The sequence below is a fragment of the Myxococcus sp. CA005 genome (assembly GCF_006518205.1).
GTDB lineage: Bacteria > Myxococcota > Myxococcia > Myxococcales > Myxococcaceae > Myxococcus > Myxococcus xanthus.
In genome coordinates, this window is sequence record NZ_SRLV01000006.1 from 158822 (window position 1) to 175862 (window position 17041).

18 protein-coding genes and 1 pseudogene are annotated in these 17041 nt (G+C 69.7%); 7 read left to right on the plus strand and 12 right to left on the minus strand.

Features of this window, described 5'->3' with window-relative positions; translation table 11 throughout:
• The 5 genes from FMQ63_RS04530 to FMQ63_RS04550 all read left to right on the plus strand — a co-directional run bounded on the left by FMQ63_RS04530 (window position 1) and on the right by FMQ63_RS04550 (window position 6310).
• On the plus strand, window positions 1–300 hold the full coding sequence (locus FMQ63_RS04530) for an acylphosphatase (protein WP_011555592.1): 300 nt from the start codon (window positions 1–3) through the stop codon (window positions 298–300).
• Complete coding sequence (locus FMQ63_RS04535) at window positions 297–740, plus strand: DUF3052 family protein (RefSeq protein WP_011555593.1); 444 nt, start codon at window positions 297–299, stop codon at window positions 738–740. The genes FMQ63_RS04530 and FMQ63_RS04535 overlap by 4 nt, the downstream gene beginning before the upstream one ends.
• 551 nt (window positions 741–1291) lie before the next feature.
• Window positions 1292–4102 (plus strand): Rne/Rng family ribonuclease, encoded by a 2811-nt coding sequence (locus FMQ63_RS04540; RefSeq protein WP_011555594.1) that lies wholly within the window; start codon window positions 1292–1294, stop codon window positions 4100–4102.
• 355 nt (window positions 4103–4457) lie between these two features.
• On the plus strand, window positions 4458–5831 hold the full coding sequence (locus FMQ63_RS04545; RefSeq protein WP_225909464.1) for a YhjD/YihY/BrkB family envelope integrity protein: 1374 nt from the start codon (window positions 4458–4460) through the stop codon (window positions 5829–5831).
• A gap of 125 nt (window positions 5832–5956) precedes the next feature.
• Window positions 5957–6310: an HU family DNA-binding protein gene (locus FMQ63_RS04550; protein WP_011555596.1), complete on the plus strand. Its 354-nt coding sequence runs from the start codon at window positions 5957–5959 to the stop codon at window positions 6308–6310.
• Window positions 6311–6321: 11 nt separating this feature from the next.
• Here the strand turns inward: FMQ63_RS04550 and FMQ63_RS04555 are convergent, their stop codons facing one another.
• From FMQ63_RS04555 to FMQ63_RS04605, 11 genes are all read right to left on the minus strand, one after another.
• Window positions 6322–8388: a flagellar biosynthesis protein FlhA gene (locus tag FMQ63_RS04555; RefSeq protein WP_011555597.1), complete on the minus strand. Its 2067-nt coding sequence runs from the start codon at window positions 8386–8388 to the stop codon at window positions 6322–6324.
• A complete protein-coding gene (locus tag FMQ63_RS04560; RefSeq protein ID WP_011555598.1) occupies window positions 8385–9434 on the minus strand; it encodes a flagellar biosynthesis protein FlhB in 1050 nt (349 codons plus the stop codon). Before FMQ63_RS04560 ends, FMQ63_RS04555 begins: the two co-directional genes overlap by 4 nt.
• Window positions 9431–10225: an EscT/YscT/HrcT family type III secretion system export apparatus protein gene (locus FMQ63_RS04565; protein WP_011555599.1), complete on the minus strand. Its 795-nt coding sequence runs from the start codon at window positions 10223–10225 to the stop codon at window positions 9431–9433. The genes FMQ63_RS04560 and FMQ63_RS04565 overlap by 4 nt, the downstream gene beginning before the upstream one ends.
• Complete coding sequence (locus FMQ63_RS04570; protein ID WP_011555600.1) at window positions 10222–10491, minus strand: flagellar biosynthetic protein FliQ; 270 nt, start codon at window positions 10489–10491, stop codon at window positions 10222–10224. The genes FMQ63_RS04565 and FMQ63_RS04570 overlap by 4 nt, the downstream gene beginning before the upstream one ends.
• A 4-nt stretch (window positions 10492–10495) precedes the next feature.
• Window positions 10496–11227 carry a type III secretion system export apparatus subunit SctR gene (sctR, locus tag FMQ63_RS04575; RefSeq protein ID WP_020478377.1) on the minus strand — a complete coding sequence of 244 codons (732 nt, stop codon included), beginning with the start codon at window positions 11225–11227 and terminating at the stop codon, window positions 10496–10498.
• Window positions 11224–11646, minus strand: a complete 423-nt coding sequence (locus FMQ63_RS04580; RefSeq protein ID WP_216608840.1) for a flagellar biosynthetic protein FliO — start codon at window positions 11644–11646, stop codon at window positions 11224–11226. Before FMQ63_RS04580 ends, sctR begins: the two co-directional genes overlap by 4 nt.
• Window positions 11647–11654: 8 nt before the next feature.
• The gene (gene sctQ, locus FMQ63_RS04585) at window positions 11655–12905 is read right to left on the minus strand and encodes a type III secretion system cytoplasmic ring protein SctQ (RefSeq protein ID WP_011555603.1); all 1251 of its coding nucleotides are present in this window, start codon (window positions 12903–12905) and stop codon (window positions 11655–11657) included.
• Between the two features lie 42 nt (window positions 12906–12947).
• Window positions 12948–13322, minus strand: coding sequence for a hypothetical protein (locus tag FMQ63_RS04590; protein WP_228556362.1), 375 nt, complete (start codon window positions 13320–13322; stop codon window positions 12948–12950).
• 124 nt (window positions 13323–13446) lie between these two features.
• Window positions 13447–14250: a flagellar M-ring protein FliF gene (locus tag FMQ63_RS04595; protein ID WP_011555605.1), complete on the minus strand. Its 804-nt coding sequence runs from the start codon at window positions 14248–14250 to the stop codon at window positions 13447–13449.
• A gap of 10 nt (window positions 14251–14260) precedes the next feature.
• The gene (locus FMQ63_RS04600; protein ID WP_020478378.1) at window positions 14261–14746 is read right to left on the minus strand and encodes a hypothetical protein; all 486 of its coding nucleotides are present in this window, start codon (window positions 14744–14746) and stop codon (window positions 14261–14263) included.
• A 15-nt stretch (window positions 14747–14761) separates the two neighbouring features.
• Window positions 14762–15229: a hypothetical protein gene (locus tag FMQ63_RS04605; protein WP_011555607.1), complete on the minus strand. Its 468-nt coding sequence runs from the start codon at window positions 15227–15229 to the stop codon at window positions 14762–14764.
• A gap of 224 nt (window positions 15230–15453) precedes the next feature.
• Between FMQ63_RS04605 and FMQ63_RS04610 the strand changes: the two genes are divergently transcribed.
• Window positions 15454–15780, plus strand: coding sequence for a PilZ domain-containing protein (locus FMQ63_RS04610; protein WP_026113775.1), 327 nt, complete (start codon window positions 15454–15456; stop codon window positions 15778–15780).
• 12 nt (window positions 15781–15792) lie between these two features.
• Here the strand turns inward: FMQ63_RS04610 and FMQ63_RS04615 are convergent, their stop codons facing one another.
• Window positions 15793–16194: a response regulator gene (locus FMQ63_RS04615; protein WP_011555609.1), complete on the minus strand. Its 402-nt coding sequence runs from the start codon at window positions 16192–16194 to the stop codon at window positions 15793–15795.
• A 241-nt stretch (window positions 16195–16435) separates the two neighbouring features.
• On the opposite strand from FMQ63_RS04615, the pseudogene FMQ63_RS04620 reads away from it, so the two are divergent.
• Window positions 16436–17041, plus strand: a pseudogene (locus FMQ63_RS04620) (tetratricopeptide repeat protein); the annotation flags it as partial.

The window sequence follows — 17041 nt, forward strand, 5'->3', positions numbered from 1 at the left end:
ATGGGGCAGTCCATGAGTGGCACGCGGCGAGCCTCGCTGCGCATCGAAGGCAAGGTGCAGGGCGTCTTCTTCAGGGAGAGCGCCCGCGTTGAAGCCACACGCCTGGGCCTGACAGGCTGGGTGCGCAACCGGCCGGACGGGGCCGTGGAGGCCGTCGTGGAAGGGGAGCCCGCCGTGCTCGAGGAATTCATCCACTGGTGTCATCGCGGTCCGGCGCAGGCCCGGGTTTCGGGCGTTCAGCGCACGGACAGCAAGGCCACCGGCGAGTTCAGTCAATTCAACGTGGAGCGCACGTCATGACGCCCTACGCGCTGGCCTCTCTCCCGGCCATGCTGGGTATCCGGGCCGGGTCCAAGGTCTCCGTCATCAACCCGCCGCGGGGCTTCGTGCAGAAGCTCAACCCGCTGCCGGATGGGGTGGAGTTCCTCATCACCGCGGTGACGGGCCTGGATGTCATCCTCTTCTTCACCGAGGACCCCCAGGAGTTGGTGCAGCGGCTGCCGGCCCTGGCCCGCGCCATGGCCCTCACTGGCGGCATCTGGGTGTGCTGGCCGGGGGGCGAGGGTGCCCGCCGGGACCTCTCCGAGGACTTCGTCCGCCACGCGGCCCTGGACATCGGTCTGGTGGACAACAAAATCTGCATCATCGACGCCACCTGGACAGGCCTCCGGCTGGTGAGGCGGCCCCGAGGGCGACCGGACAAGCCAGGGGAGCGCAAGCGAGCCACCGCCCAGGCCTGATGCCCTGCCGGGTAGCCGCCCGGCATCTGCCTGACAGTGGATGGAAGCCGTTTCTCGGCTTTACACACCTGGGGGGCCGTGAAAAACTCCCCGTGTTTCTGGACGGTTGTGTGACGCCCCGCGTTGTCGGGGGTCGACGTCTGGTAGGGATTTTGACGGGTTGCGTTCCCGGCTCCTCCGGGCGCGTCAGCTGCACCGAGGCTCCAGTCGCCCCCCCAAGGTGGCCCACGATGGGCATCGACCGGGTGTGGATAGAAGAGCGGGCGGCACGCGCGTCGTGGGGAAGCTCGAACGCGTTGTGAAGACAAGGCCTCGCCCGGCACGGTGCCGGTCGCAATGCGGGGCGCCAATGAACTCGGAGGAGCAGGCGGTGGTCCCCTCGGTCCTCGACAACGAGCCCCCAGCCGCACCCGGCATGCCCGGGCCGGTGTCGCTCGCTGTAGGCCCGCCGGAGGCCGCCTCTCCCTTCGCAGCGCGCTCGGAGGCGCGGCGTCTCGCCGCCGCCCGTCCGGTGAGGTCCGCCCTACCGCGCGCGCCAGCAGGATTCATCCATGAGCAGCATCCTGGTCATCAACGCCGCGGGCCGAGAGACGCGCGTCGCGCTCGTCGAGGGCGGACACATCGCGGAGTTCTACCTCGAGCGTAAGAAGGACAAGGGCGTCGTCGGGAACATCTACAAGGGCCGCGTCGTCCGGGTGCTCCCGGGCATGCAGGCCGCCTTCGTGGACATTGGCCTGGAGAAGGCCGCGTTCCTCTATGTCAGTGACGTCGTCTACGACCCTGACTTCGCGCGCGCGCAGTTCGAGCTGACCGAAGGTGAGCACGAGGATGCGCCGGACGTCCCGGACGAGTCCGAGGCCGAGGCCGCGGAGGCCGCCGCCCGGCACGCGCCCCCCCGTCACCTGGAGCCGGAGCCGGAGGACGCCCATTTCGAGCCTGTCGCGGCGCCCACCGAGTCCCTGCCGCGCGATACCGCCCTGGAGCTGGCCGCCAACGCCCCGACGGTGACGCCGCCGGGCGCGGAGACGCCGGTGGCGCCCGCGGAGGAAGCGCCGGCCGCCGGGTCGGAGCTGGTGGTGGCCGCCGAGGTGGCCGTTCAGCCCGTCACGCCCGAGCAGATTGTCGCGGTCGAGCCGTCCACGGCGGCGCCCGTGGAGGCCGCGCCTGCTCCGGCAGGTGGAGAGGCCGAGGCCGCGCCCTCCTCCGAGCCTCAGATGGCCGAGGCCGCCGTGGAGCCCGACGCGAACGTCGAGTCGCCCGAGGCGGCGCTGGCCGTTGCCGCGGCGTCCGAGCCCGACGCGGCCGGGGTGGCGGTGCCCGCTGAATCGGCCATGGAAGCGGCCGAGGGCGAGGCCACCGGTCTTCCCGTCGAGCCCCCTCCCCCCTCGGCCGCCGCGCTGGGAGACATCATCCCCTCGCCCGCTGAGGAGGGCGCGCAGGCTGCGAAGCCGTCCGAGGTCTCCGGCGAGCGCCGCACGCCGCGCGAGGCCCGTGAGGCGCGTGAGCCCCGGAACAGGGAGAAGGAGCGCGGCGAGAAGGACAAGGGCCGCCGGCCACAGGAGGAGAAGCGCCGGGGCGACAAGCACGAAGACAAGGAGAAGGCCAAGCCGCGCCGCACCGACAAGATTGAGGACCTGCTGAAGGTGGGCCAGGAAGTCGTCGTCCAGATTTCCAAGGACCCCATCGGCACCAAGGGCGCGCGGCTCACCTCGCACATCTCCATCCCCGGCCGGCACCTGGTGTTCATGCCCACGGTGGACCACGTGGGCATCAGCCGCCGCATCTCCAACGAGAAGGAGCGCCGGCGTCTGCGTGATATCGTGGACCGCCTGCGCCCGCCCGGGACGGGCTTCATCGTCCGCACCGTCGCGGAGAACGTGCCGCAGGAGAAGCTCGAGAGCGACATCCGGTTCCTCATCGAGGTGTGGAACCAGGTGGTGCGCAAGAACGAGAAGCGCGGCGGCCCTGGTCTGCTGCACCCCGACCTGGACCTCATCCTGCGCGCCACGCGCGACCTCTTCGCGCACGACGTGGAGAAGCTCGTCGTCGATGACCGCGAGGAGTACGAGCGCATCCTCGGCTTCGTCACCGCGCAGGACCCGGCGCTGCGAGACAGGGTGGCCCTGCACGAGGGCGACGACACCGTCTTCGACGCGTACGGCATCGAGCAGGAGCTCCAGCGCGCCACCCAGCGCAAGGTGTGGCTGAAGAGCGGCGGCTACCTCATCATCGACCAGGCCGAGGCGCTCACCGCCATCGACGTCAACTCGGGCCGCTACGTCGGCAAGAAGAGCCTCGAGGAGACCATCACCAAGATCAACGTCGAGGCGGCCAAGGAGATTGTCTACCAGCTCCGGCTGCGCAACATCGGCGGCATCATCATCTGCGACTTCATCGACATGGAGAAGGCGCAGAACCGCGACAAGGTCTTCAAGGCGCTGCAGGAAGCGCTGGGCCGCGACAAGGCCAAGACGAACGTGCTGCGCATCTCCGAGCTGGGCCTCGTGGAGATGACGCGCAAGCGCGTGCGCGAGTCCATTGGCCGCATGCTCCACGAGGACTGCCCGTACTGCGACGGCAACGGCTTCGTGAAGACGGCCACCACCGTGGCCTACGAAATCTTCCGGGAGATTCGCCGCGAAGCGCCGGGCTACAAGGACTCCACGCTGGTCATCAACTGCAACGCGGAAGTGGCGCGCCTGCTCCAGGGCGAGGAGCGCAACGAGCTGCGGCACCTGATGGACCGGTACAACAAGTCCATCCAGGTCAAGGCGCAGCAGAACTACCACCGCGAGCAGTACGACATCTACGGACGCTCGGCCTCGGGACCGGAGCACAAGGTGGCCTCGTCGCCTGGCTCGGGTGATGGCGAGCTGGCCATGCAGCAGCGCAAGCCCGACAGCAATGGCGGAGGCTACGGCCGCCAGGAGCAGGGCCGGCGCGGCGGTGGTGGCGGCGGTGGTGGAGGCAGGGACCGGGGTGGTGAGCGGGGCAACGAACGCTCCGAGCGCGGTGAGCGGGGCGGAGACCGTCGCGAGGGCCGCCGCGAGGGCCGGAGTGGCGGAGACCGCCCTCGGGGTGACCGGGGTGGCGAGCGGGGCGACCGTTCCGAGCGCGGTGGGGAGCGTGGAGAGCGCGGCGGCGAACGGGGCGAACGCTCCGAGCGCGGCGGCGAACGGAGCGAGCGTGGTGAACGCTCCGAGCGCGGCGAGCGTGGCGACCGGCGTGGCGACCGCGGCGAGCGTGGAGAGCGCGGCGGTTCGCAGAACACGTCTGGTGGAGGCGAGAACGCGGGTGGCTCGACGCCGCCTCCGCCTCCAGCCTCGGGTGGTGGGTCGGAGCCTTCGGGCGGCACGACCTGAGTTCTTTCCGCCGGTCAGTCGTCGGCGCCCTGCCCTGCCGGTGGTTTCAAGGCCGGGGCTGGGAGCCGGCGGCGCTGGCGAGGCGGAAGTCGCTGGCCAGTGCACACGAAGCCCCGCACCGTGTCGGCCTGTGTACGCCGGCAAGCCACCTCAAACCGAGGTGGGCTGGCACTGGCGGCCGCGGATTGGCTAGCGTGAGCCTCCATGCCCCAAGGCGGTTCCCGCCTCGCGCGGCCGGCCATGTCACACGGATGATGTCCTCACGCTCCGAGCACGTATCGCCCCGTGTGGGGCAGCGTTCCCTCCGCCTCCGTCAGGCCCGCGACTGGCGCGGCCGGGCCTCTTGAGGGAATCGGTGAAGCTGACGCCCCTCCCGTGGCTCCGTTACTTCCGCGAGCGGGCCACCCGGCTCTGGGCGCCCCTACAGCACACACCCGTGGGGCTGTTCGCGACGGACACCTTCCTGGCCGCGAAGACTGTGGCCCAGGGCTTTCGCGGGGAGAATCTCCGGCTTCGGGCCGCCGCGCTGACCTACGTCAGCATGTTCTCCCTGGTGCCCCTCCTGACGGTGGCGCTCGTGCTGCTGACCGCCTTCCACCAGGACGAGTTCAAGGAGAAGCTGCGCTTCGTCGTCAGCGAAGTGCTCAACCCCGGGGTGCGCGGCAAGTCCTCCCAGTTCCTCGACCGGTTCCTGAACCCCACGCACACCGTCGCCATTGGCAGCGTGGGCTTCCTGGCGGTGCTCCTGTCCGCCGGCTCGCTGCTGCGGCAGCTCGACGGCGCCGTCAACGAGCTGTGGGGCATCCGGCGGCAACGGCCGTGGCGCATCCGGCTGCTCATCTACTCGGGCCTCCTGCTCGTGGGCCCCTTCTTCCTCGCGCTGTCCTTCTCCGGGACGGGCAAGGTCCGCGTCTTCCTGCAGAGCCACGCGCCCTACGCCGGCGCCTTCATCCTGCTGGGCACCACGCTCGTCACCGTGGCCAGCCTCACCCTGCTCTACTACTGGACGCCCTACGCGCATGTCCGCGTCCGGTCCGCGCTCGCCGGAGGACTGGTGGCCGGCTTGGGGTGGACGTTCGCCAAGCAGGTGTACGCCGCATTCGCGGAGCGCAGCTTCCAGTACAACCCCCTCTACGGCTCGCTTGGCGCGCTCCCGTTGTTCCTGGCGTGGGTCTACGTGAGCTGGCTGTTGGTACTCTTTGGCGCCCGGCTCTCCTATGCCGTGGAACACACCGCCTTCCGGCACTCCCTCTTCGCTTTTGGAAGCCACCCGCGCGCGCACGAACTGGTCGCCGCCCGTGTCGCCCAGGAGGCCACCCTGGCCTGGGTGGACGGACTGCCGCCTCCCTCGCCGCGCGAGCTGGCGACGCGGCTGCGCGTCCCCGAGTCGCTGGTCCACGAGGTCGTCGACCGCATGGTGACCGCCGAGCTGCTGGAGCGCCTCCGCAAAGGGGGCCTGCGTCCCGCGAAGGACCCGGCTGTCCTCACGCTGGCGGATACCACGCTCGCCGTGCACGGCGTGATGCTCACCGGCGGCGCGGAGGGATGGAACGGGCCCCGGGCGCCCGGATTCGAACAGATGGAGCCCATCTTCCAGGCAGCTGACTGCGCCGGTGTCGACCTGCTACGTCGCACCCGATGGCTGGACCTGGTGGTGCCGCTCCGCCCAGGGCTGGCCGAGCCTGCTCCCGCCCCACCACCCAGGGTGGCCGCAGGGGGAAATCCGTAGCGTTTCTGGGTGGTTGGAAGCTCACCCTGCTTGCACGAAGGATGCGTTCTGTTATGTTTTCAGGATTCGACCACGGGCCAGAGCGCCCTGTTTCCAAGGGGTCACCGGGTTTGCGGGAGCGTCCGATGCTCAAGTCCGATCTGATCAACATCCTCGTGGCCAAGAGGGGCGTGACGCAGAAGCAGGCTGAGGCCACCATCGAGACGATTTTCGAGTCGATGAAGGATGCCCTCTGCCGCGGCGAGAACATCGAGATTCGCGGGCTCGGTGCCTTTCACGTGAAGAACTACCAGGGCTACCAAGGCCGCAACCCGAAGACGGGACAGGTCATCCCGGTGAAGCCCAAGCGCGGCCTGCTCTTCCGCACGGGCAAGGAGCTGCGCGACCGCGTGAACCGTCCGGCGCCCCAGCAGGCCCAGACGGAGCTGCCCCCGCTTCCCGAAAGCAAGGGGCCGGGCAACACGGGCACGGGGCTCTAGGCCCACCTCCGTCAGCGCCCCACCGCCACCGGCGACAGCCGGCCGATGGGGCGAATCTGGAGGGCCCCATCCAGCTCGCCATAGGTGAGCACCGCAACATCCGGGAACGCGCCCTCGCACAGTCTGCGCAGGGGCCGCCGGACATCCGGAGCGGTGAGCAGCACCGCCCGTCCCTCGGTGGCCACCTGCCGCACGCCTTCGAGGATTTCCGCCACCCGCTCCGGGTCGGGCGCCAGCCCTCGCGGGCCCATGCCGCGAAGCACCTCTTCCACCTCCGGGTCCACGAGGTACGCGTACAGCGGCCCGGTGGGCGCGAACTTGTGGCTGAGGTACCGCCGCAGCGCCTGCCGACAGCGCTCCGCGAGCGCGACGGCATCCCCTTCCGTCGTCGGCGACACAAGCGCCTCCAGGATGGCTCGCAAGTCCCGGATGCTGACGCCCTCTTGGAGCAGCTTGCGAAGCACATCCGTGAGCAGCGGCAGCGGCACCTTCTGCAGCGCCTCCTTCACGAGCACGGGCGCCTGCGCCTCCAGTCCCTCCAGCAGTCCCTGGACGTCCTGCAGCCCCAGCAGGTCCGCAGCGCGGACACGCAGGATGGCGCGCACATGGTCCGAGACCAGCTCTCCCGGGCGCCGCAGCGGCACTTGCGCCGTCTCCAGCAGGACCCGAGCCGACTCTGGAATGCGGCTGATGACCTTCCCGCTCGAGGGCTCCGTCGCGGCCTCCGCGCTCACCTGGAGGAACGCCAGTTCGTCCGGCGGCGCCAGCGCGTAGAGCGCCCCCGGCAGCACCTGCCCTCCACCCGCCGGGACTTCGTCCACCAGGACGCGGTACTCGCCGGGGCCCAGATAGGCGGCCTGCGTGCGCACCCGGATGCCGGGCACCCGAACCCCCAGTTCGAAGAACAGCTCGTCCCGCACGCCGTTCAACGTCTTGTGGACGAAGGCAGCGCCCTCCGCTTCGGCCAGCACCGTCAGGTCAGGCGCCATGTCCAACGTGAGCGGGGAGACACCCACGGGCGACGCGGCACTCTCCGGTGGGGCTCCAGCCGCGCCAGGCGCCACACCGTCCGCGGGCGCGCCTGCTTTCTCCTCGACCTTCGGAACACCCGCGCGGCTCAGCACATGGCCAAGCCCCCCCAGGCCTCCCGCCAGCAGAAGGAACGTCACATGCGGCATTCCCGGCATGAGGGCCAACGCGACGCACAGGCCCGCCACCACCCAGAGCGTCCGCGCCTCTCCGAAGAACTGGGCCCCAATCTCCGCACCCAGCGTGTCCTCTTCCTTCTCCGAGGCGACGCGCGTGACGACGAGGCCCGCGGCCACGGCGATGCACAGCGAGGGAACCTGGGACACAAGCCCGTCACCAATGGCAATGAGCGCGAATGTCGACGCCGCCTCGGCCAGGGGCATGCCACCCTGCAGCACGCCAATGACGGTTCCTCCGAGCAGGTTCACGGCGACGATGACCAGGCCCGCAATCACGTCCCCCTTCACGAACTTCATCGCGCCGTCCATGGCGCCGAACATCTGTGACTCGCGCTCCAGGTCACGCCGCCGGCGCCGGGCTTGCGCCTGGTCGATGGCGCCCGCGCGCAGATCCGCGTCGATGGACATCTGCTTGCCGGGCATCGCGTCCAGCGTGAACCTCGCGGACACCTCCGCCACCCGCTCCGCGCCCTTGGTGACGACCAGCAACTGCACCAGCGTGAGGATGGCGAACACCACCGCACCCACAACGTAGTCGCCCCGGACGACGAACTCACCGAAGGCCTGGATGACGTCTCCCGCGTGCCCCTCCGCGAGCGCGAGCCGCGTGGAGGATACGTTGAGCGCCAACCGGAACAGCGTGGTGAACAGCAACAGCGTGGGGAACGACGTCACCTTCAAGGCGTCCCGGGCACGCAGCGCGGCCACCAGCAGGGCCACCGACGCCGCCAGATTGACGGCGAGCCCCGCGTCCAAGAGCCATGCGGGCAAGGGGATGATGAGCGCGCCCAGAACCGCGGCCATGGCGACCGCCAACACCACGTCCGAGGAGTTTCGGGCCTTCAGCAATACCTTCATGAGGGGGTTCATGACGTCTGTCTCCGTGGATGGCCGTCCAACTCCCGCGCATCCATCGCCGTGCGCAGGACGACCGCCGCCGCCTGGTACAGCTCCTCTGGGATGGGCTCGCCCACGTCGTAGTGGATGAGGCTGCGTGCCAGCGGGATGTCCCGCACCACCGCAATGCCAAGTCGGCGTGCCTGCTCCCGCATGGCGCGCGCATCCCCTTCCCGGGCCTTGGCCACGAGATAGGGCGCCTCGCATTCGTCGACGTCGTAGCGGAGCGCGACCGCGATGTGCGTGGGGTTGACGACCACGGCGGTCGCCTTTTGCACCCCGCGTGCCGCACCGCCCTGAGCAAGCTGGCGATGCAGGGCCTTCCGCTGCCCCTTGTGCCGGGGGTCGCCCTCACTGTCCTTGTACTCGCGCTTCATCTCCTCGCGAGTCATCATCAAATCCTTGATGTGGCGCCGCCAGGCCAGCGCGTAGTCCCCCACGCCCAGCACCACCAGCAAACAGGCCAGGCGGCTCGCGAGTCCGGACACGTGCGCGACCGCCAAGCTCAAACCCTCCGCACCGCCCAGCCACGCGGTCTTCATCGCATCCGGAGCGGCCTCCTCCACATCGCTCCAGACGAGCGCCCCCACCAGGCAGACAATCAGCAGCGTCTTCGCCAGTTCCACCCAGGGGCGCCAACTGAAGAGCCGCTGCATGCCCGCCACGAGACTGATGCGCTCCAGCTTCGGCTCGACATGCTGGAGGTCGGCTTCCAGACCCACCGTGGCCACGGACACGAGCAGTGCCGCGGCGAACGCGCCCCCCAGCACCGGGCCACAAAAACGCGCGGCAATCCAGAGCCCTTCCTGCCACGCCCCAAGGTCCTGCTGTCCCAGGAAGAGGTGCTCCGTCCATGCCTGGAGCCTCGCCATGCCCACTGGCGCGGCCGCCGTGAGCCCGAACAAGCCACCCGCCGTCACCGCGCTGGCGTTCAGCAAGCGGCTGCGGGGAATCTGTCCTTTGCGCCGTGCTTCACGAAGGCGCTTCGCGCTGGGCTTCTCTGTCTTCTCCCCACTCACCGCGCCACCTCACCCAACAGCGCCAGCGCGCCTTCCACGGACAACACACCCGCCAGCAGCCGCTCACACAACACGCCCGTCCCCAGCCACAACAGGGCGCCCCCTCCCAGAATCTTCAGCGGCGTCCCCACCTCCTGAAGATTCACCTGAGGTGCCGCTCGCGAGGCCAGACCCAGGAAACAGTCCACGGTCAGCACCGCCGCGGCGATCGGCGCCCCCACCGCCAGCCCCGTGGCCATGGCCGCGCCCGCCAGCAGGACGACATGCAGCGTGGCCGCCTCGGTTGGAACGAAGGCGCCGAGCTTCACCACGCCGAACCCACGCAGCACGCTGGAGATGACGAGCGGCCACATGCCACCGGAGACCACCAGCGCCACCAGCAGATGGTAGAGCCCCTCCCCTGCCGCGGACTCACGGCTCCCCGCCAGGGGCAGACTCGCCTCGGCGGAGGTTCCACGAAGCAGGTCGATGAAGCGGCCCCCCATGCGCGCGGCATCGAAGGGAAGTGCCGCGACCAACCCCACGGATGTCCCGAAGAGCAGCTCGCGAATCACCAATCCGCCCAGGGCCACCGCGGACGTGACAGGCGCATCCAGCACCACGCCTGCCTCCACCCGGAGGAAGAGCGACAGGGACAGCACCAATGCCAGGCGGACCATCGTCGGCGTGGCCTGACCTCCCAGTAGCGGACACAGGAACGTCATAGGCAGCAGCCGCGCGGCACACAGCGCCACCACGATGATGTCCGGCCCCAGTGACTCGAGCCAGGCGCGGAGCGGCTCCAGATTCATGCCGCGACCTCGGAGATGAGCATCAGGAGCTGGTGGGTGAAACGCGTGAGCTGCCCGGCAATCCAGGGTCCGGCGAGGACCAGTGCCAGGACGGCCGCGCACAGCTTGGGCACCACCGACAACGTGGACTCCTGAAGCTGGGTGGTGGCCTGGAAGAGGCTCGACAAGAACCCCACCACCAGGCTCGCGCCAATGGGTGGCAGCGACGCCATCACCATCAACAGCAGGGCCTCGCGTCCCAGGGTGAGGAAAACGTCCTGGGTCATGGCGTCACCGGTAGCCGAGGATGAGGCCCCGCGCGAGCAGCGACCAACCATCCACGGCGACGAAGAGGAGAATCTTGAAGGGCAGACTCACCTGGCTGGGTGACAGCGTCTGCATGCCCAGCGCGAGCAGCACGTTGGCAATCACCATGTCCAGCACGAGGAACGGGAGGAAGACGAGGAAGCCAATCTGGAAGGCTTCCTTCAACTCGGTGATGACGAAGGCAGGAATGACGATGAAGAGGTCCGTCTCCCGCACCGCGTCCATCTCCTCCACCGGACGTAGCTCGCGCGCCAGGTCCACGAAGCGCGCGCGCTCCTCAGCGCTCCCGTGCTTGATCAGGAAGGCGCGCAGCGGCTCCGACACGCGGCTCGCGGCGGAGAGCATCTCCGCGCCGGAGCCCGACGCCACCTCCGCGTAGGCCACCTGCCCGGCGTCGTACATGCGCTCCATCACCGGAGCCATGATGTGCCCGGTGAGCACCGCCGCCAGGCCCGTGAGCACGATGGTAGGCGGCGCCTGCTGCGTGCCCATGGCCGAGCGGGCCAGCGACAATACGACGGCAATCTTCGAGAAGCTCGTCAGCATCAGCACCGCGAACGGCAGCAGCGACATCACCGCGAGCATGCCCATCATCGACAGAGGGCTGCCCGCGTACGACATCCGCGCCAGTGAGTTCTCCGCCGCGGCGGCCACGGCGGGAACCAGCAGGAGCACTCCCAGCAAGCCGTGGCTCATGGCCCCTCCCGCCGGCCCCGAATCGTGCGGGACCTGGGCATGGGCCGCCGGGCCTGCGCCAGGACATGCCCGAACTCCGGCGCAGGCGCTGCCGTCTCGCGAATCTCCGCGAACGCGTCACCGAAGGCCACCAGGTAGCTGCGCCCATCCACCTCCACGAGCGCAACACCGCACCGCTGCGAGAGCCCCGCTCGCGATACGACGTTCAGCCGTGGGGCCGTGGATGCGCCCGTGACGACAGCGCCGCGCCGGTGCAACCACCACCCCAGCACGGCCAGCGCCACGACGCCCAGCAGCCACCGCGCGGCCATCGTGGTGGACACCCCAGCCACCGGGCCCATCACCGCCAACCCCAGCACCAGTGCCCCCGCCAACAGCAAGCGCGAGCGCGGCGAATGAACGAAACGCTGTGCATTCATGACGGGACTCACGGCAGCAGCGCCAGGACGCGGGCTCCAACCTCGCCCTCGATTTCCACCAACTCGGCGCGGGCCACCGCGCGGTCTCCCACTCGCAGCACCACCGGCTCACTGGCATTGATGTGCAGGGGAAGCAGCGCGCCCGGCTTGAGCGCCGCGAGCTCCGAGAGGGGAATCATCACCCGCGTCAGCTCGATTTCCACATCCACGGGCAGCGGAGGCATGCCCTCCTCCTGCTTGTTCACGACCACCATGTCCGACTCCTGGGGAATCCCGCGCCCCTGCGCGCGGGTCAGTGAAAAGCCCTCGGCGAGGAAGTCTCCCGAGAGCGCGAATCCGCGTGTCACCAGCCGCCCCGGCCCGAAGAGCTGGCCGGCCTGCGTGCGCACACCTTCGAAGACGACGACGTCCCCCACCACGAGCGCGTCCAGAGCGTTCGCGGACAGCGGCGTCTGGCCTACGAGGCACCGGGCCTCCAGCGAGGCCGCCAGCACCTCTGGCGCGATGCCCGGCGCACGCTCCACCGGAAGCGCTTGGAACACCGTCTGGACCACCTGTGACGGCAGCAGCAACCGCGCGCCCGCGCGCGACTCGCCCACGGTCACCATCAACTCAATGCCAACCAAGGGTTCGCGAGGGTCCAAGCGCGCCACCACGTCCGACCTGGACATCGTCACGCCCGCGAGCCGTGGACCGAGCCACGGGTATGCCCCGCCCGCCGCCCTCACCGCGGAGAGCGCGACCAGCAGGACATAGGCCAACGTCGCCTCTTCCAACCGGGCCAACTCCGTCACCACGCCGGGCCGCTGCCCCGCGCCAGCGATGCGCTCCAGCCCCATGAAGGCGAGCGCGGGCTCCAGCTCCAGCACCGCCGTGCCTCCCACCGCTGACAGCTCCAGCAGCGCGAAAATCGCGGGCTCGCCCAGTCCAACCGAAGGAGAGACGACGGACTCCAGGATGCGGGCCTCCGCATGCACGGGACAGCCGAGTTCCCGAGTCAGGGCCGCCATCACCGCGTCCAGCGCCTCCCTTCCGAGGCTCCCGGCCTGGGGCCGCTCCGCGAGCACGAGGTGCGCCCGGGTCAGCCGGCGCGCCCCCAAGCGGCGCAAGGGGCGGACCTTCCGGCTGGCGGCGTGTTCGATACGGGTATTCATCGGTGGCTCCGCTGCTGCATCGAGACGCACGCCTCCCGTGCAGAGCCCCCGCCAGGGGCCGAGTTCGTGGAGTCGCGGGGTTGGGAAGACATGGCATCCGCGCACGGGACGCCGGGTACGCGGGCCGGGACGGCGCCGCTTCCAGACTCAGCGCGTGGCCTCGCGAATCAGGCGCTCGGCCAGTGCCCCCAGCGCGGGAGGTACCTCTGTCGCCTGAGGTGCCAGACTCGCATCGGGAAACAAGGTCCGGTGGTACGGAGGCAGACGCCGGAAGATTTCCCGGCGAAGCATGGGAGGCGCGTCACTCATGAGGCGCCTCAGCCGAGCAGCGGCATCAGCTCGCTCCCCGAACTCCACCGCCACCTTCGCCTGTCGCTGCGCGGAGGGCAGCGCGGACAGACGCTGGAGGTGCTCCCGCGCACGCACCGCCGATTCCTCGCCCAGTTCGCCCAGCAGGGTGCCCGCCCGCTCCCGCCCCAGCACCCACGCGACGAGCGCGAGGCGTTCGAATGGAATCGGCAAGGGGCCCACGAGACGGGGCACCTCCTCGGTCGGTGCAGTGGCCCGGACGGACGCGGAGCTCCGGACTGGCCGAGGCTTGCGCCCTACGCGTGTCGCATCCATGCGTTCGCTCTCCATGGACACCTCACGCCACCTTGCGCGCCGGTCCCGGTGACAACACGGGCCGCGCGGGTCCGGGCGGCGCGGACGGAGTCGGTGTCCGGTCGCGGTAGTGCCGCATCCGGAGCGTCACCAGCACCAGCGCCACCGACAGCCCCGTCACCATCAGGCCCAACACCGCCAAGAGGGCACGCAGTCGGGTCAGCGGAGACACGCCCACCTCCGTCGGAGCCTCCACTCGGGTGGAGACCTCGTCCACCAACAACGAGACGGCTTCCGGCGACAGGCCCTCCACCCCCCCCGCGAGGAGGACCTTCAACGTCTCGGAGGATTGCCGCACCCGGGCCGCATTGCCCGGCGCCACGCGAAGCATGGCTGATGCCTTCGATGGACCCGGGGCCTGCCCCACTCTCGGCGGCGCGGGCACCACCAGGTGGACGCGCGCGAGCAGCACCCCTTCCACGGATTGGAGCGTCTTCTCCAGGCTCCGCTCCATCACCCTCACTCGGCAGACGCTCTCCTCCACCGGCGTGCGAACCAGCCCGCCACCGCCGAAGACGTCACAGCCCACCTCCTCCTTCGGCCTCGGCAGCCCCAGCTCCGACAGGATTCGGACCGCGTCCGAGGCGTGCTCATCCGCCACCTCGATGGACCATGTGGGCTTCTTGCCCGCCTCGGGGACCTTGCGCGCGTCGAGCCCTCGCTCGACGAGCACGGATTGAAGCTCGTTGGCCTGCCGCTCATCCAGACCATGCTGGATGCGCTCGCGGCAGGCGGTGACGCTCACGAGCAGCACGAGGAAGAATGCGCGACGGAAATGCAAACGCATCGGGTGCTCCTCAAACCTGGGTCTGGAGGACCTGCTTGACGCCGCCGGTCGCCTTCTCGACGACCTTGCCGGCGAGGTCGAGCTCCTGGCTCGCCCGGTAGACATGGGCCTGCAACGCGAGCAACTCCGCGGGCGTGAAGCTGCGGCCGGACTGCGCTAGCTGAAGGATGTGGTCCAGCCGCTTTTGCGCCTGCCCCACCCGGTCCAGCACCTGCGCCGCCTGCTGCGATCTCGCCGCCTGCACCGAGTCCACGCGAGTGCCCGGCTTCACGTCCGCGCAGCCCGGCGCGGCGGGCCCCACCCCTTCGGCCCGGGAGACACCCCGCGGCGCCGAAGTGAGCGCGGGCTTCGGCGGCCCCTCCGTGGCCACCGGAACCCCAGTGCCCTTCGCAGGCCCCTGCACCTCGTCCAACACCTTGCTGAATCGCTCCCGGCTGGGCTCCACCGCGGGCGACGCGCCCGCTCCCCCCACCGGCCCCAACGTGTCCATGGCCATGGCTGGTGTCGCTCCTCAGCGGATGTTGTTGATGGCCGACTTCGCGGAGTCGTGGCGGACCTTCATGATGTTGGAGACGGCGGTGTGCTCGCGGCTCTCCTTCTGCATCTCGTTCTGGAGCTGCAGGTAGGCCATGTTGAACTTCTGGCCCTCCGCGGCGAGCACCTTCTGCGCCTCCAGCAGGTCCCACGCCTCCTGGTTGCCCGCCGCGGCCCCCGCGCCCGCTGCGCTCCCCGTATCCGCCGTCGCGGGCATCCCCGCCCCCGACGTCTTCGGCGCCACCGCCGACACCACCGTTTTCGCGCTGGAGACGGCCGCGCTGACGATGGGCCCCCCCGGAATCATGCCGCCCACCAGGCCCGCTCCCGAGCGCACCACCTCGTTCGCCGCGCGCGCCAGCACCGTGCCGAAGTCGTTCTGCGGCGTCTGACGCGGAACCGTATGGGTGATGGTCAGTGTGGGAATCCGACTGTCATTGGACACGGGCAGCCTCCTGCGGAGAGTTGCCCGGCCCTGTTTCAGCCGCCGTGCCAGGGATAACCCCCGACAATCCCAGGCGATGAGGCACCACGGCGGGTCCGGAAGCGCTCCGCGGACCGGGAGGAGCGTCCGGAAGGCTGGACGGCGGCCCTGGCTGGAAACTTGCGTCCGCTCCGGAGTGCCTCAGAGTTGTTGCATCCTGTCGTGTGGAGAAGAGGAGAAACCCGGTGCGGACGACCGATGGCGGCCCCCAGATTGCCGAGCGCTTTCACCCGCGCGTCGACGCCAACCTCCCCGTGAAGGTGCTCCTCAAGGGACGCTCGGTGATGGTTCGCGCTCGGGACGTGTCCATGGCGGGCCTGTTCCTGATGGCCCACCCGGCCGACACCGCACGGGAGCTCACCATCGCGGTGCCACTGCCCGGCGACCGGGAAATTGTCACCACCTGCCAGATTCGCCGCCGCGAAGTGGACGGAGTGGCGCTGGAGTTCGGCGAGCTGGACTGGGACGACCTCATCGCCCTGGCGCGCTACCTCCACCCGCGCCTGCCCTGAAGCCCGCCTGACTCAGGGCAGCTTCGGCCTCGCTTCGCGCAGCCGCTCCACCAGCGCCATCAGCTCGGCCCCCCGGAAGGGCTTGTGGATGTAGCCGTCCGCCCCCGCCTGGGTGGCGCTCTCCATGTCGGAGCGCTTCGCCTTCGCGGTGAGCATGTAGAGCGGCACCCCCGCGGTAACGGGGTCTCCCTTGAGGATGCGGCACACGGAGATACCGTCCAGTTGCGGCAACACCACATCCATCAGGATGAGGTGGAACGTCTGGCTCTTGGCCAGCTTCAGGCCCTCCAGCCCCGTGGCGGCGCACACCACCTCCACGGTGCCGTCGCTCAGCATGGAGCGAACCAGCTCCCGGATGACCGGCTCATCCTCGACGAGAAGGATGTGGAAGGGTGCCTGGGAATTGCCAGCCATGGTTCTCCGGACGCAACACGATGCCAATGCCACCCGCCGCGCGCGGTATAGCCCTCCGGGGCGTAGCCGCACCAGGGAGGATGCAACGGATTGTGCAATGGCACCCGTCTCCCCCATACGTAAGTCGGACACACACTGGATGCCTTGCTTTTTGATTAGAAGGGCTGACAGGCGGGCGTAGCCAGGGTGGGCACGGCCCCGTCCAACACGGCCAGAAACCGGGCGCTATGATGACCCTGGAATGGCTGCGAAACCAGAATGCCCCGAGTGCCGGGCGACAGTGGGTGGAAACGACTTCCAGTGCACGCAATGCGGGTTGCTGCTGGACCCGCAGCAGGCCAGCGGGGAGTACGTCATCACCGAGCCCACCATCGTCCGGGCGCTGCTGTCCCCGCCGCAGCGCACGCGCACCATGGAGCTGCCAAGGCCCCCGCCCCAGCGCCCCACGCCGCATGACCTGGCCACCGCGCGCTTCACGGTGCCCATGGACGCCCACACCGTGCCGCACCTGCGCGCTGGGTTGGACATCGCGCTCCAGCCGCTTCACCCCTTCGAGGCGCACATTGCTTCGTTCATCGACGGGGACCATGCCGTGCCGGACCTGGCCCGGGCGGCACGGCTGCCCGAAATCGAGGTGAAGGTCGTCCTCAAGGCCCTGCTGGAGCGCGGCGTCGTGGAGCTGCACCGCCTGCCCGGCGCACCCGCCATGCGCACGATGACGGACGAGCTGCCCATCCTGGACGGGCAGGACTTCCTCGTGCCAGAGCCCATGGCACTCGGGGACGAGGAGCCTCCCGCGCGGCCAGTGCCCGTGATGAGAGCACCCCACCGCCCACTGCCCACCACC